The following is a 13576-nucleotide window of genomic DNA, read 5'->3' as shown; positions in this document are numbered from 1 at the left end:
ACCGTACAAGGTTCGGGGGCCCAGGCTCCGGGTCATACTCAGGTGTTAGCGGCATATCGGCCGTTCGGCGGACGCGAATCCGGATTCTCGGGCGTACAAAGGGAAAATGACTACTTCCGAGCTGCCACGCGGCGATCTGGCCGCCTCCCTCGCCGCCCGCCGCGAGCTCGGGCCGGACTACGATGCGGCCTTCGTCGAGGCGGTGGCCGAACGCATCGAGCAGGCCACGGCGGTACGGCGGCCGATCAGCGCCGAGACCGAGAAGGGTGAGCGGGCGGTGACGGTCACCATCGCCTGTGTGTCGCTCGGTGTCTCGATCCCGGTCACCGCGATCGCGGCGGTACAGGCCGGGCTGGCGGGGCTTGTCGTCGTGTGGCTCGCCATCGCCGTCATCAACGTGGCGTTCGCTCTGCGTCCCCGACTCCGGTAGGCACCGGCTCGGCCGCCTTCGCGGCATCGCGCCGGGCCTTCAGCAGGCTCGTCACGGTCGTCACCAGCATCGTCACCCCGATCACGGCGAGGGACAGCCAGATCGGCACCTGCGGCGCCCACTCGAACCCGGTCGTGTGCATCGCGTCCAGGATGAGCTTGACGCCGATGAAGGCGAGGATGACCGACAGTCCCTTGTTCAGGTAGACCAGTCGCTCGAGCAGCCCGCCCAGCAGGAAGTAGAGCTGGCGGAGGCCCATCAGGGCGAAGGCGTTGGCCGTGAAGACCAGGTAGGACTGCTTGGTCAGGCCGAAGATGGCCGGGATGGAGTCGAGCGCGAACAGCAGGTCCGTGGACCCGATCGCGACCATGACGATGAGCATGGGCGTGACCAGGCGGCGGCCGTCCACGCGCACCGTCAGCCGGTCACGGTAGTACTCCCCGGTGGCCGGCATGACACGTTGCACCCACCGCAGCAGGACGTTCTCCTTGAACTCGTCGTCGTCGCCGCCCCGCAGCAGGCCGAGTGCGGTCCAGATGAGGAAGAGTCCGAAGAGGTAGAACAGCCACTCGAAGCGGGCCAGCGCGGCGCCGCCGACGATGATGAAGACGCCTCGCATGAACAGTGCGATCAAGATGCCGACGAGGAGCACCTTGTGCTGGTTCGGGCGTGGCACCGCGAACCGCGCCATGATCACGTAGAAGATGAAGAGGTTGTCGATGCTGAGGCTGTACTCGGTCAGGTAGCCCGCGAAGAACTGCGCGGAGTACTGGCCGCCGGCCACCAGCAGCAGGCAGACGCCGAACACCGCCGCGAGCGCGACGTAGAACGCGACCCATGCGCCGGCCTGGCGGAGTGAGAAGTCTCTGGGCTGACCACGGTCGACGATCCACAGATCCAGGAGGATGACGGCGAGGATTCCGACCAGGGTGAGGGACCAGCCCAAGAGTGTGACATTCACAAGACAGCATCCTCCGGTGGCGGATCAAAGCCCCGGAGGTCTCTCCCGCCCGCGCTCATCGGCACGAACCGACAGTACCGGGCCGCATGCCACTCCAGCCGTGGTGACGACACTGCCGCGAAGGGATACTCCCCTCCCCTGCGCCTCGACTATATCCAAAACGCAGCGCATCCCGAACACTGCGGCGTGTTAGGACGCCGTACCGGTCGTACGGGCGTAGACGGATGTGAGCTGATCGATCGCGTCCTCTTCGGTCGGCAGCCGGAGGGCCTGCTCCGACGCCACCGACGCGAGGTGTTCGGCGAATGCCGGGTCGTCCAGGACCCGCGCCACGGCCGTCTCCAGTGCGGCGGCGTCGCCCGGCGGCACGAGCAGCGCGGCCTCGCCGACCATGCCGGGGATGCCGCCGACCCGGGTCGCCACCAGCGGCCGGCCGGCGCGCAGGACCTCCTGCACGATCAGCGGCTGCCCCTCCCAGACGCTGGACACGACGGCGACGTCGGCGGCGGCCAGGAGCTCGGGCACGTCGGTCCGGCGGCCGAGCAGCCGTACGGGCAGGCCCTCGCCCTCGATCCGCGCCCGTAGCGGTGCCTCCAGCGGTCCTTCTCCGGCGATGGCCACCAGAGGCGCGGGCGTACGCCGGGCCCAGCCCACGGAGGCGTCCAGCAGAACCGGTAGCCCTTTCTGCTCCGCGAGCCGCGCCACCACCACGACGAGCGGACGCTCGACGGCGCCGAGGTCGGCACGGACCTTGGCCTGCGCCGCGGGGTCCTCCGAGCGCCGGCGCGGCGGTGCCGGCACCAGGGCGCGCTGGACCGAACGGGCGCCGAGCGAGCGCATCCGCTCCTCCAGGTCCGGTGAGACGCCCAGGACCTCGGCCGCGCTCCGGGCGACGATCCGCTCGAGCGTGGCGTACGCGGCGCCGGTCATGCCGCCGGCGATGACGGCGTTGTGCAGCGTGACGACGAGGGGCGTCACGCCCGTCCGCAGCGACGCGGGTACGGCGCGGGCGAGCGCGATGGCGGTCAGACCCCCGGCGCGCAGGCCGTGCGCGTGCACGATGTCCGCGCCACGGGTCAGGCGGCGGATCCGCGCGATGGCACGGGCGTCACCGGCCGGATGGGGCCGGTCGGCGATCTCCACCGGGGCGAACCGCGCGCCCGCCTCGGCGAAGCCGAACAGGTCGTCGGTGGAGGACGGCCCGAGCACGACGACGTGCGCGCCGCGCTCACAGAGCCCGGTCACCATCGACCGCACGTGACCGCCGACTCCCCCGGCACTCGTCGCCAGCACGATGGCGACCTTCAAACCGCTCAACGCATCCTCCGCCCGATCACGGCCTTCAGATCCCGGCCGTCCAATGCATAGGTGACCAGCGCGAACACCGCGCAGGCCGTGAGCCCGGCGACGGCCGCGGCCCCGATACTCGTCAGCTGGCCGGTCGCGCCGATCGCCGCCGCGACGCCGTAGCCCGCCGCGCCGCCCGCGAGGGCGCCGGCCACGCCCGCCGCCATGGCGCGTCCCACGCCGGCGACGGCGCCGCGGCCCCGTACGCGTACGAGGGCGGCGAGCAGGAGCACGCCGGCGACGGTCATGCCGGCGGTGTTGCCCAACGCCAGCCCGGCCACGACCCAGTCCCGCGGCAGCGTGAACACCAGGGCGAGGTCCGCCCCGATCACGACCAGCCATCCCAGGACGGTCGCCCCGGCCGAGTCGCGGCCCCGATGGCAGGCGAACAGCACCCGGCCCAGGTGCGCGACGAAGCCGTACCCGATCAGGCCGGGCGCGAAGGCGAGCACGGCGCGGGCCAGGACCGCCGGCACCGCGTCGTGGTCGAGGAAGGTCGCGGCCGGTACGGCGATCGCCGCCAGCCCGGCGGCTCCGGCGCAGGACACGAGCACGATCGCCCGGGTGGTCGAGGCGGTGATCCGGTCGAACTCCCCGGTCTCGCCCACGCCGGCACGCGCCGACAGCATCGGGAACGCGCTGGTCGCGATCGGCACGGCGAGGACCGCCCACGGCAACAGGAAGAGCGCCCAGGCGTACTGGTAGTCGGCGAGCGCGCCGCGGGTGCCCCGGCCGCTCAGCATCACCACGGCCACGGCGGACAGTTGCTGCGCGGCGACCGTGGCCAGGCCGGCGATGGCCAGCCGCCGCACGCGTCCGGCCGTGTCCGGCGGGAAGCGCAGCGTCGGACGTAGCCGCAACCGCAGCCGTACGGCGGCCACTCCCGCGGTCGCGAGCAGGACGAGGACGCCGACGGTGGTGCCGGCCGAGAGCATCAGCTCGGCCGATCGCGGCAGCCGCGCGAGATCGTCCTGGCGGCCATGGCCCAGCGGCACGTACGCGAGGTAGGCGCCGATCACGACGAGGCTCGACATGAGCGGGGCCAGCGCCGGCCCGATGAAGCGCCGGTGCGCCTGCAGGACGCCGTACAGGACGACGGCGAAGCCGTACAGCGCGATCTGCGGCGCGAAGACGACCAGCATGTGCGTGCCCACCGTCACGACATCGGCGCGGGAACACTGGTCCAGGCCCCCGCGCACCATCGTGTTCATGATCGGCCGGGCGAGCAGCATGCCGAGCAGCGACAGCGGCACCAGGCCGATGGCCATCCAGGTGAGCAGCGCCGAGGTGGTACGGCGTACGTGCTCGTGGTCGCCGCGCTCGACCGGACCGGCCAGGACGGGCACGACCATGCCGGCCAGCGCGCCGCCCGCGACGATCTCAAAAACGATGTTCGGGACCTGGTTCGCGGTGTAGTACGCCTGGCCGAGGCACGACGTCCTGACCGTCTGGGAGAACACGACGATCCGCCCGAACCCGGCGAGCCGGGCAAGGATGGTGATGACGCCGATGAGTACGGCGGCTCCGGCGAGCTGCCGAGCGGTACGGCCGACCGCGGGCTCCTCCGTCACTTCCGCAGCCGTCACTCCGTGTCCGTCGGGCGCGCCTCCGGCACGACGGGACGGCGGCCGAGCTGGTCGATTCGCCGCAGCGCCGGCGTCGCCTGGATCACCTTGGTGAAGCTGACCACCTCGCTGGCGGCGTTCAGCGCCGCCACCCCGGCGAGCAGGCCGAGGCGTACGGGACGGGGCAGGCGGGCGGCGGAAAGGCCGAGCAGGGCGCCGAGCGCGTTCGCGCCGGCGTCGCCGAGCATCGCACGCTCGCCGAGGTCTTCGGGGAGCAGCGCGACCGCGGCACCGAGGGGAGCGGCGGCCACGGCGGAGCCGCTCAGCGTGCCGGGCAGCGCGGCGAGCGCGCCGACCTTGATCGCCCGGCCGGGCCGCAGGTCGAAGAGGTTGAGGAGGTTCGCGCTTCCCGCGATGAGCGCGCCGTTGATCAGCACGTCGGACGGGGTGCTCCGCCCCCTGGTACCCGCGAGGGCCGCCGCCACGAGGCCGGCCGCGCCGATGCCGAGGATCTTCACGGCGCCGGTGGTCACCTCGCCGTGGGCGAGGGCCGACAGGTGTCCCTTGAAGCCACGCGAGTCACCGGACCCGGCCAGGTCGTCGTACGCGCCGAGCGCACCGGCGGCACCCCCGGCGAAGACCGCGGCCACGCGCATGCGCGCCGGCACACCGGGGGCGACGGCCACGGCCGTCACCGCTCCCGCGACGAACGCCGGACCCTCCAGCAGCGTGACCGGCTCACCGCGGTGGTTGGTCCGCAGCCAGAGCTTCTCATCACGCGGCGGACGCCGGGTCAGCAGGGCGTACGCCGCCCGCGTCGTCACCGCACCGAGTACGGCCCCGGCCACTGCCTTACGCATCCTGCCCTCACTTCTTCTTCAACACCGTCGGAACGGGGGTCGGCATCGGGCCGTCCACGCCGCTTCCGACGCCATAGTCACCGGTCTTGCCCTGTGTGGCGTAGCCGAGCGCGAACACCGTCGTCAGGCGGCCGGTCGAGGCGTTCGCCGTGTCGACCGTCGAGACGTGGCCCTCGGCCTTGCTCTCGTCGCGGATCGCCTTGAGCATGCCGCCCTCGGAGGCCGCGTCGGCGTTGCCGATCGCGACGGTGCCGTTGGCGTAACCCGACAGGGCGAGGGGCAGTGCGACGAGCGCCTTGTTCTCGGCGTCGGCGTTCTTGTCCTTGCTCGCCGCGGCGGGCGCGATCACGATGGCGAGTGTCGCACGGGTCGCGGGCTGCCCGCTGTAGTTCAGGAAACCCGCCGTCTTGAACCCGGCGAGGACCTGCCCGGCGGCAGGATCCTCCGGCCCGACGCTGGACGCCTGCTGGGTGACGAGCACCGATGCCAGCTCCACCGCGGTGCGGTCGTAGGGCGAGTCGTCCGAGCCGAACTCGACGGTGGTGGGCCGGAGCTGGTCGGTCAGCTCGTTGAGCGTGGTCAGCTGGTTCTCGTCCAGGTACTTGTCCTGGAGGGCGACGTATCCGCTGATCCGGGCGCCGGCCTTGCTGACGACGTCGGCCATCTTGGCGCGCATCTGGTCATCGGCGCCGGGCGCCTCGATGAAGACGACGCTCTCGCCCTTGAGCCGTCCCTCGACGACCTGGGGGGTGACGCCGTCCACGACCTGACCGTCGTAGTTGTTCAGCTGGTCGGTGAGGCGGGTCTGATCCCGCCATCTCTGGTTGTCCTTCTCGAGCTGGCTCGACCGGTCCTTCAGCTGGTCGACGAGTGGACCTCGCAGTGCCGAGGCGCCGACCACGAGGCCGAGCGCCAGGGCCAGGAAGACCGCGATGATGGAGACGATGTGGTATCGGAAATCGATCACGTGAACAATCCGGTGAGCCAGTAGACGAACTGATGCCACTTGTCGGCGACAAGTGGTGCGAACGCGTCACCGGCGGGCGAGGAGACAATGGCGACGATCATGGCGACGAGTGTGGCCGCCACCAGTAGCAGGAGCGAGGATCCCTTGATCCGGCTCCGGTAGAGCCGGCTCACTCCCTTGGCGTCGACGAGCTTACTGCCGACCCGCAGCCGGGTGAGGAACGTGCTGGACATTCCCGCACGCCCCTTGTCGAGGAACTCCACCAGCGTCGCGTGCGTACCGACCGCGACGATGAGGTCGGCGCCCTTGTCGTCGGCGAGCAGCATCGCGATGTCCTCGCTGGTGCCCGCCGCCGGAAAGACCACGGCGTGCTGGTCGAGGTCGTGCACCCGTTTGAGACCGGGTGCGCGGCCGTCGCGGTAGGCGTGCACGATCAGCTCGGCGCCGCAGGTCAGCGCCTCGTCCGAGACGGAGTCCATGTCCCCGACGATCATGTCCGGGCGGTAGCCCGCCTCGATCAGGGCGTCGGCGCCGCCGTCGACGCCGATCAGCACCGGGCGGTATTCGCGAATGTAGGGCCGCAGGGTCGCGATGTCCTCGCGGTAGTGGTAGCCGCGTACGACGATGAGGGCGTGCCGGCCGTCCAGGTCGGTCGTGACGTCCGGCACGCCGACGCCGTCGAACAGCAGGTCACGCTCGCGCTTGAGGAACTCCATCGTGTTGGCGGCGAACGCCTCGAGCTGGGCGGGAAGCTCCGCCCTCGCCTCGATCATCGCCGCCTCGACCGTTTCCTCGGTCTGCCGGATGCCCTTGGCCACGACCTGGTCGTCGGCGAGCAAAGCCGCCCCGTCGACGCGTACGAGGTCGCCCTCGTGCACCTTGGTGAAGATGTCCGGTCCGACGTCGTCGATCAGCGGGATGCCCGCCTCGACCAGGATCTGGGGGCCGAGGTTGGGATAGCGGCCCGAGGTGCTGCGCGCGACGTTGATCACCGCCGCGACGTTGCAGGCGGCGAGCGCCTCGGCGCTGACACGGTCGAGGTCGACGTGGTCGATGATGGCGATGTCGCCGGGCTCGAGGCGCTTGGTGAGCTTTTTGGTCTTGCCGTCGAGACGGGCGACGCCGGCGGCCCCGGCCACGCCGTCCCCGCGCTCGCGGCGCAGCCCTCGAAACCGCGGCACACGCAGGCGCGCGGTGGTTTTCAACCTCGGGGAGACGTCATTCATCGTGGTGCCATCCTGCCAGAGCGCGGACGGTGACACTTGTAACGACGACCGTAAAGGCGAGTTCGTTCTTATCTCATCGTTCGGCGGCCGCGATGGAGAGGAGCTCCTCGGCGTGGGCGCGGCCCAGCTCGGAGTCCTCCAGGCCTGCGAGCATACGTGACAGCTCGCGTACGCGGCCGGCGGCGTCGAGCGCGGTCACCCCACTGCGGACGACCCGGCCGTCGTTGGACTTCTCCACCACGAGGTGCTGGTCCGCGAACGCGGCGACCTGCGGCAGGTGTGTCACGACGATCACCTGCGCGGACTTGGCGAGCCGCGCCAGCCGCCGCCCGACCTCCACGGCGGCCTTGCCGCCGACTCCGGCGTCGACCTCGTCGAAGACGAAGGTCGGCACCGGGTCCGCCCCCGCGAAGACCACCTCGATCGCCAGCATGACGCGGGACAGCTCGCCGCCCGAGGCGCCCTTGTGCAGCGGCAGCGGCGGCGCGCCCGGGTGGGAGGCGAGCCGCAGCTCGACCTCGTCCACGCCGTGCGGACCGAAATCCTCCAGCTGGGTCACCGCGACGACCACCCGCGCATGGGGCATGGCCAGCGCGGCCAGCTCCTCGGTGATGGCCTCGGAGAGCCGCTCCGCGGCCTCGGTGCGTACTTTGGTGAGCTCCGTCGACAGCTCGGTCAGCTGCCGGGTCAGGTCGTCGTGCTCGGCCCGCAGCTCCTCGATGCGATCGTCGTCGGAGTCGAGCTCGGCGAGGCGTGCGGCGGAGTGCTCGGCCCACTGGAGCACGGCGGCGACGTCCGCGCCGTACTTGCGGATCAGCCCGCTGAGGGCGGACTGACGGTCCTGGACGCTGGCCAGCAGCGCCGGGTCGGACTCGATCGCCTCGGCGTAGCCGGCGAGCTCGGCCGCGACGTCGGAGACGAGGTAGACCGCCTCGGACAGCCGGTCGGCCTGCGCCGCCAGCGCCTCGTCGTGGGCACGTACGGCCTCGAGTGCGTGTCGCGCCTCGCTGAGCAGACTGATCACGTCGGTGGCGCCGGTCGTGGCCGTCGGGTCACCCTGCAGGGCCTCGTGCGCGGTGGTCGCGGCCGTACGCAGGGCGTCGGCGTGCGCGAGCCGCTGCTCGTCGGCCGCGAGCCGCTCGTCCTCGCCCGGCTTGGGGTCGATCTTCTCGATCTCCTCCAGGCCGAAGCGGAGCAGATCGGCCTCCTGGGCACGCTCCCGCGCCTGGGTGGTCAGCTCCTCCAGACGCTGGGTGACGTCGCGGTGCCTCCGGTAGGCGCCGATGTAGCCGCGCAGCGGCTTGGCGACCTTGTCCCCGGCGAACCGGTCCAGCGCGGCGCGCTGCCGTCCGGCCTGCAACAGCCGCTGCTGGTCGGACTGGCCGTGCACGGCGACGAGGTCGTCGGCGATGTTGATGAGCATCGCCACGGGAACCTGGCGGCCGCCGAGATGGGCCCTGCTGCGCCCCTCGGAGGAGATCGACCGGGTGACGATCAACGCGCCTTCGTCGAGCTCGCCACCGGCCTCCTCGACGCGCGCGGAGACCTTGCCGTCCTGCTGGACGATGATGCGCCCTTCGACATTGGCCCGATCGGCGCCCGGCCGTACGCGCTGCGGGTCGGCACGTCCCCCGAACAGCAGCCCGAGGCTCGTGACGACCATGGTCTTTCCGGCGCCGGTCTCACCGGTCACCACGTTGAAGCCGGGGGACAGCTCGAGAACGGCTTCCTCGATCACCCCGAGGTTTTGGATCCGCACTTCCTCGACCATGGGCCGCACCCCGAACCCCTCCCGTCGCACGGCACAACCGGCGCGCCCGAGGCTACCCCGTCATAGTGACGTATCGCGGTCGGATCGCCGGCTGAGGCGAACATTTGTTCGGCTCAGCGTATGTGCACAGGAGACGTATCGCAGCTCTGCAGCAACACAAGATCGGACCAGTTTCACTTTACGGGCTTGGCCGGGGCTTGGTGTCCGGTATGGCCGGGAGCACGGGAGATCATCGGACTTGGGGGCTCGGAGCTGCGGGAACGGAGGGTCGCGGTGTGCGGGGGTGCCGGCCGATCGCGGCTGGAGGGCTCGGGCTGGGGGCGTCGCACACACGGCACTGGAAACGCCGCGGACCGGCCGTCCATGGTGGCGGGCGCGGCATGGGGCGGCGTAGTACCGCCAGAGCGCCGGACGACGATGGGCCGCTCAGATCCGCAACGCGATGCGGAGGCTTACGGACGTCGGCCACCGAAGGCAGGGGTTGCCGCTATCGGGCATCGGGTAGTCCGTGCCCTTCGGGCAGGGCTGCCTCGCGGGTTGATCCGGGGTCGGTCCGGGTGGGCCATGGACCTCTTCGAACAGGTGGTGGCGCTCGCCTGATCGCCACTCGTCGTGCGTTCCTCAGCGAACGGCCGGGTGCCTTCACCCGCGACGTGGCGGTACAGACCCAGGCGGAACTCCTCGATCAGGTCGAGTCGCATGAGCGACCGCCACAGGCCGACGCCGCCCCAGACCACGTGGTCGGGAAGCCACGCCGGAAGGTCTCGTCCTCGCTGTCCCCGGCATCGAGCTCCCGCTCGTCGACCACTCACCACCGCGCTCCTGTGCACTCCGGAGACAGGCCGGTCTCATGGGCGGCGCGGCCGTGCCGACCCCGGGGTGCGAGCCGACGCCGGCACGGACGGACCGGCCGGGGCGGGACACCCTCGCCATTACCGGCACGCCGCCGGCCCCGAGCGCCGTGTCAGTCGCGGACGCGGCCGCGCCAGCCGGCGACGGGGAGGCCGAACTTGGTGACCAGGCGGTCGGTGAACGGGGTCTGGTGCAGGCGCGCGAGGCGTACCGGAAGCGCACCGCGGCGTACCTCGACCCGTCCTCCGGGCGGTACCTCGATCTGCCGGCGGCCGTCGCACCACAGCACCCCGCCCGAGGTCGCGGGGAGCAGCTCCAGCGCCACAACCGAATGCGGCGAGACCACCAGCGGCCGGGCGAACAGCGCGTGGGCGCTGATGGGCACGACCAGGAGCGCCTCGACCTCGGGCCACACGACCGGGCCGCCGGCCGAGAAGGCGTACGCCGTCGAACCCGTCGGAGTGGCGCACACCACACCGTCACAGCCCCACCGTGACAGCGGGCGGCCGTCGATCTCGGCGACGAGCTCCAGGATCCGCTGCCGGGACGCCTTCTCGACGCTCGCCTCGTTGAGCGCCCAGCCGGTCGCGGTGACGCCGCCGTTGTGGCGGACGACGACGTCGACGGTCATGCGTTCTTCGACGTCGTACGCACGGGAGGCGACCTTGTCGACGGTGGCCGCGAGGTCCGCCCTCTCGGCCTCGGCCAGGAAGCCCACGTGCCCGAGGTTGACGCCGAGCAGCGGCGTTCCGCACGTGCGGGCGAGCTCGGCGGCGCGCAGCAGCGTGCCGTCGCCACCCAGGACGATCACCATCTCCGCGCCCTCGGCGGCGGTGTCGGAGGCCGGTGTCACGTCGACGCCGGCGCAGTGGAGATCCTCGGCCTCGCTGTCGAGCACCCGCGCGGAGATGCCCGCCTCGCCCAGGCGGCTCAGTACGAGCTGGGCACTGCGGACGGCGCCGGGCCGCCCGGTGTGCGTCACGATGAGGACGGATCTCTTCTCGGTCATGTGTCCTCCTGCGTCGGCGAAGTGACCAGGGAACTGTGCTTGCCGACTCCCTCGCTTCGCTCCGTCATGTGGGCCCCTCCGCCACGGCCTTGTCCAGATCGGCTTCGGCGAGCGGCGGCGAACCGGCCCGCAGCCAAAGGAAGTACTCGACGTTGCCCGACGGGCCGGGCAGCGGGCTGGCCGTCACTCCGCGCACGCCCAGGCCCAGCGTCACGGCGTGGTCCGCCACCTCGCGTACGGCGGCGGCGCGCAACGCCGGGTCGCGGACGACCCCGCCCGCCCCGACACGGTCCTTGCCCACCTCGAACTGGGGCTTGACCATCATCACGTAGTCGGCGCCGGCGGCCACGCAGCGCTGGATCGGGGCGAGCACGAGCCGCAGCGAGATGAACGAGAGGTCCGCGACGACGAGCGTCGGCGGCTCGCCCACGTGCTCGGGCGTCAGCTCGCGGATGTTGACGCGTTCGACCACGGTCACCCGGTCGTCCGTACGCAGCGACCAGGCGATCTGGCCGTATCCGACGTCCACCGCGACGACGTGCGCGGCGCCCGCCCGCAGGAGCACGTCGGTGAAACCGCCCGTGGAGGCGCCGGCGTCGAGGCACCGGCGGCCGGACGGGTCGAGGTCGGCGAAGGCGGCGAGCGCCCCGGCGAGCTTGTGCCCGCCACGCGAGACGTAGTCCGGTCCGGTCTCGGCGGTCCGGACCACGATCGGCGCGGAGGTCTCGACCTGCGTGGCGGCCTTCGTGGCGGTCTGGCCGCCGACCTTGACGCGCCCCGCGCCGACCAGCTCGACGGCCTGCTCACGAGAGCGAGCCAGTCCGCGCCGGACGAGTTCGCTGTCGAGGCGCCGGCGAGCGCTCATGGACCAGCCTCTCGTACCCGGCACGTGGCCGCGAGAGACCGCCCACAGGCCGGACGGCTCCGCGCGAAGGCGCGGCACGCGTCAGCGCTCTCGCTCACGCCTGCTCACCGTCGATACCCGACAGAGCGTCCTGTAGCCGGCGGTGGACATCCTGGAAGATCTCCGGGTGGGCGGCGGTCTTCGCGCCCTCCAACTCGCCGAGGCGGGCCATCGCGGCATCGACCCGCTCATCACCCGTGGTCTCACCCTCGGTGCCGTTCACGTGGTTCCTCTCCCATGATCGTCGCCGTGATCGCGACGGCCGGTCGACCCCGGCTCAAGAAGAACGCTACCGTCCGTTGGTGACAACGGTGTCGAGGACGATGACTGGGGGAACGGACCTGACGATGGCCAGCCAGGAGGAAGCACGTGCGGCGTTGGAGCGCATCGCCACCCGGCTCACGGATGTGGACCCCGATGAGCTCGCCAAGCACGTCGTCGAACGCACCATCAGCTGCCGTGTGCCGGATCTGGATCTCGTCTTCGTGACACGCATCCACCCGGGTGGACTGGATGAGTTCCAGGTGGCCGAGAGCGTGAACGGCGCTCAGGTACGCCTCACCGTGAACAGCGACGATCTGGTGGCGCTCGCCGACGACGAGCTCGGGGTGGCCAAGGCCTGGGCCACCGGCCGGCTCAAGATCGAGGCCAGCCTCGGAGACCTGCTGAGGCTGCGCAGGATCCTCTGAACGCGTTCGCTCAGAGCCCCAGCGCGGCCAGGGCCCGCGCACCGCGCTCGGCGTCGCCCGACTCCCACACCGCCGTGCACAGTGCTCGCAGCCCGTCGACCGGGTCGCCGCCGCCGGAGATCTCCAGGCTCGCCGAGACCGTCCAGCCGCCGCACGCATAGGCGTCCCCGTCGCGGCGTACGTCCGGATGGGACGTGAGGAGCCCGTTGAGGTCCTTGGAGACGTAGGTGGGCCGGTGTCGCGGAGGGGCGCCGAGGAGCGTACGCGCGTCGGTCACGCCGGTGAGGACCAGCAGGCTGTCGGCACCGCCGTTATAGGCGCCCTCGATGTCGGTGTCGAGCCGGTCCCCGACGATCAGCGGGCGTTCGGCACCGGTACGCAGGATGGTCTCGCGGTGCAGCGGCAGCTCGGGCTTGCCGGTGACGATCGGATCGACCTTGGTGGCCGTACGGATCACCTGGACGAGCGCCCCGTTGCCCGGCTTTATCGTGCCGCCTCTACCGGGGATGGTCGTGTCGCCGTTGGACGCGACGAAGATCGCTCCTGCCGTCACGGCCTGGCAGCCCTCGGACATCAGGTCGTACGACAGGCCGGGTGAGAACCCCTGGACGACGGCGGCGGGCCCCTCCGACGCCTGTGACACCGGTCGCAGCCCGGCGGCGCGCAGCGCCTGGCGCAGTCCCATACCGCCGACGACCAGAACCTTGGCGCCCGCGGGCAGCCGCTCGGCCAGGAGCCGCGCCGCCGCCTGCGCGGAGGTCACGACGTCCTCGGCGGTGGCGGGCACACCCACCTCCGACAGCAACGCGGCCGTGGCGCTGGGTGTACGGGAGGCATTGTTGGTCGCGAACGCCAGGCGCATCCCGCTCGCCCGCGCCTTGGCCAGTGCCCCCGCCGCGCCGGGGACCGGGTCGTGACCGACGTAGATCACCCCGTCGAGGTCGAGCACGCCGACGTCGTACGCCTCGGCCGGTGGACGGTCGATCCCCCGCATC

The 13576-nt window shown here is 71.6% G+C and carries 13 protein-coding genes; 2 read left to right on the top strand and 11 right to left on the bottom strand.

Annotation, left to right across the window (positions count from 1 at the left end; all coding sequences use genetic code 11):
• Positions 1 to 106 precede the first annotated feature (106 nt).
• Positions 107 to 430: a hypothetical protein gene (locus FB559_RS34535; protein WP_141961121.1), complete on the top strand. Its 324-nt coding sequence runs from the start codon at positions 107 to 109 to the stop codon at positions 428 to 430.
• On the opposite strand, the gene FB559_RS34530 is transcribed toward FB559_RS34535, so the two are convergent.
• From FB559_RS34530 to FB559_RS44255, 10 genes are all read right to left on the bottom strand, one after another.
• Positions 393 to 1391: a TerC/Alx family metal homeostasis membrane protein gene (locus FB559_RS34530; protein WP_141961120.1), complete on the bottom strand. Its 999-nt coding sequence runs from the start codon at positions 1389 to 1391 to the stop codon at positions 393 to 395. The two genes, FB559_RS34535 and FB559_RS34530, sit on opposite strands and share 38 nt — an antisense overlap.
• Before the next feature lie 189 nt (positions 1392 to 1580).
• The gene (locus tag FB559_RS34525; RefSeq protein WP_141962111.1) at positions 1581 to 2699 is read right to left on the bottom strand and encodes a glycosyltransferase family 4 protein; all 1119 of its coding nucleotides are present in this window, start codon (positions 2697 to 2699) and stop codon (positions 1581 to 1583) included.
• 5 nt (positions 2700 to 2704) lie between these two features.
• A complete protein-coding gene (gene murJ / locus FB559_RS44975) occupies positions 2705 to 4324 on the bottom strand; it encodes a murein biosynthesis integral membrane protein MurJ (RefSeq protein WP_246122312.1) in 1620 nt (539 codons plus the stop codon).
• A complete protein-coding gene (locus FB559_RS34515; RefSeq protein WP_141961119.1) occupies positions 4321 to 5163 on the bottom strand; it encodes a hypothetical protein in 843 nt (280 codons plus the stop codon). The genes murJ and FB559_RS34515 overlap by 4 nt, the downstream gene beginning before the upstream one ends.
• Before the next feature lie 7 nt (positions 5164 to 5170).
• A complete protein-coding gene (locus FB559_RS34510) occupies positions 5171 to 6130 on the bottom strand; it encodes a copper transporter (protein WP_185792538.1) in 960 nt (319 codons plus the stop codon).
• Positions 6127 to 7356, bottom strand: a complete 1230-nt coding sequence (steA, locus tag FB559_RS34505) for a putative cytokinetic ring protein SteA (RefSeq protein WP_141961117.1) — start codon at positions 7354 to 7356, stop codon at positions 6127 to 6129. The genes FB559_RS34510 and steA overlap by 4 nt, the downstream gene beginning before the upstream one ends.
• 73 nt (positions 7357 to 7429) lie before the next feature.
• Positions 7430 to 9127 (bottom strand): DNA repair protein RecN, encoded by a 1698-nt coding sequence (recN, locus tag FB559_RS34500; protein ID WP_141961115.1) that lies wholly within the window; start codon positions 9125 to 9127, stop codon positions 7430 to 7432.
• 964 nt (positions 9128 to 10091) lie between these two features.
• Positions 10092 to 10988, bottom strand: a complete 897-nt coding sequence (locus tag FB559_RS34490; RefSeq protein WP_141961114.1) for an NAD kinase — start codon at positions 10986 to 10988, stop codon at positions 10092 to 10094.
• A gap of 64 nt (positions 10989 to 11052) precedes the next feature.
• Entirely contained in the window at positions 11053 to 11853 is an 801-nt protein-coding gene (locus FB559_RS34485) for a TlyA family RNA methyltransferase (RefSeq protein WP_141961113.1), read from the bottom strand.
• A 94-nt stretch (positions 11854 to 11947) separates the two neighbouring features.
• The gene (locus tag FB559_RS44255; protein ID WP_185792641.1) at positions 11948 to 12115 is read right to left on the bottom strand and encodes a hypothetical protein; all 168 of its coding nucleotides are present in this window, start codon (positions 12113 to 12115) and stop codon (positions 11948 to 11950) included.
• Between the two features lie 100 nt (positions 12116 to 12215).
• Here FB559_RS44255 and FB559_RS34480 point away from each other — a divergent pair, with 100 nt between their 5' ends.
• Positions 12216 to 12581: an SCP2 sterol-binding domain-containing protein gene (locus FB559_RS34480; protein WP_246122310.1), complete on the top strand. Its 366-nt coding sequence runs from the start codon at positions 12216 to 12218 to the stop codon at positions 12579 to 12581.
• Positions 12582 to 12591: 10 nt separating this feature from the next.
• Here the strand turns inward: FB559_RS34480 and FB559_RS34475 are convergent, their stop codons facing one another.
• Positions 12592 to 13575, bottom strand: coding sequence for an HAD-IIA family hydrolase (locus FB559_RS34475; RefSeq protein WP_141961111.1), 984 nt, complete (start codon positions 13573 to 13575; stop codon positions 12592 to 12594).
• Between the last annotated feature and the right edge of the window lies 1 nt (position 13576).

The organism is Actinoallomurus bryophytorum (genome assembly GCF_006716425.1).
GTDB classification, from domain to species: Bacteria; Actinomycetota; Actinomycetes; order Streptosporangiales; family Streptosporangiaceae; genus Actinoallomurus; species Actinoallomurus bryophytorum.
This window is presented reverse-complemented; position numbering and strand designations above follow the sequence as displayed.

Bases quoted from the DNA above. Each gene is read 5' to 3' on its own strand.
- FB559_RS34535 (WP_141961121.1), top strand. From the start codon at position 107: ATGACTACTTCCGAGCTGCCACGCGGCGATCTGGCCGCCTCCCTCGCC.
- FB559_RS34515 (WP_141961119.1), bottom strand. From the start codon at position 5,163: ATGCGTAAGGCAGTGGCCGGGGCCGTACTCGGTGCGGTGACGACGCGG.
- steA (WP_141961117.1), bottom strand. From the start codon at position 7,356: ATGAATGACGTCTCCCCGAGGTTGAAAACCACCGCGCGCCTGCGTGTG.
- recN (WP_141961115.1), bottom strand. From the start codon at position 9,127: ATGGTCGAGGAAGTGCGGATCCAAAACCTCGGGGTGATCGAGGAAGCC.
- FB559_RS34490 (WP_141961114.1), bottom strand. From the start codon at position 10,988: ATGACCGAGAAGAGATCCGTCCTCATCGTGACGCACACCGGGCGGCCC.
- FB559_RS34485 (WP_141961113.1), bottom strand. From the start codon at position 11,853: ATGAGCGCTCGCCGGCGCCTCGACAGCGAACTCGTCCGGCGCGGACTG.
- FB559_RS34480 (WP_246122310.1), top strand. From the start codon at position 12,216: ATGACTGGGGGAACGGACCTGACGATGGCCAGCCAGGAGGAAGCACGT.
- FB559_RS34475 (WP_141961111.1), bottom strand. From the start codon at position 13,575: ATGCGGGGGATCGACCGTCCACCGGCCGAGGCGTACGACGTCGGCGTG.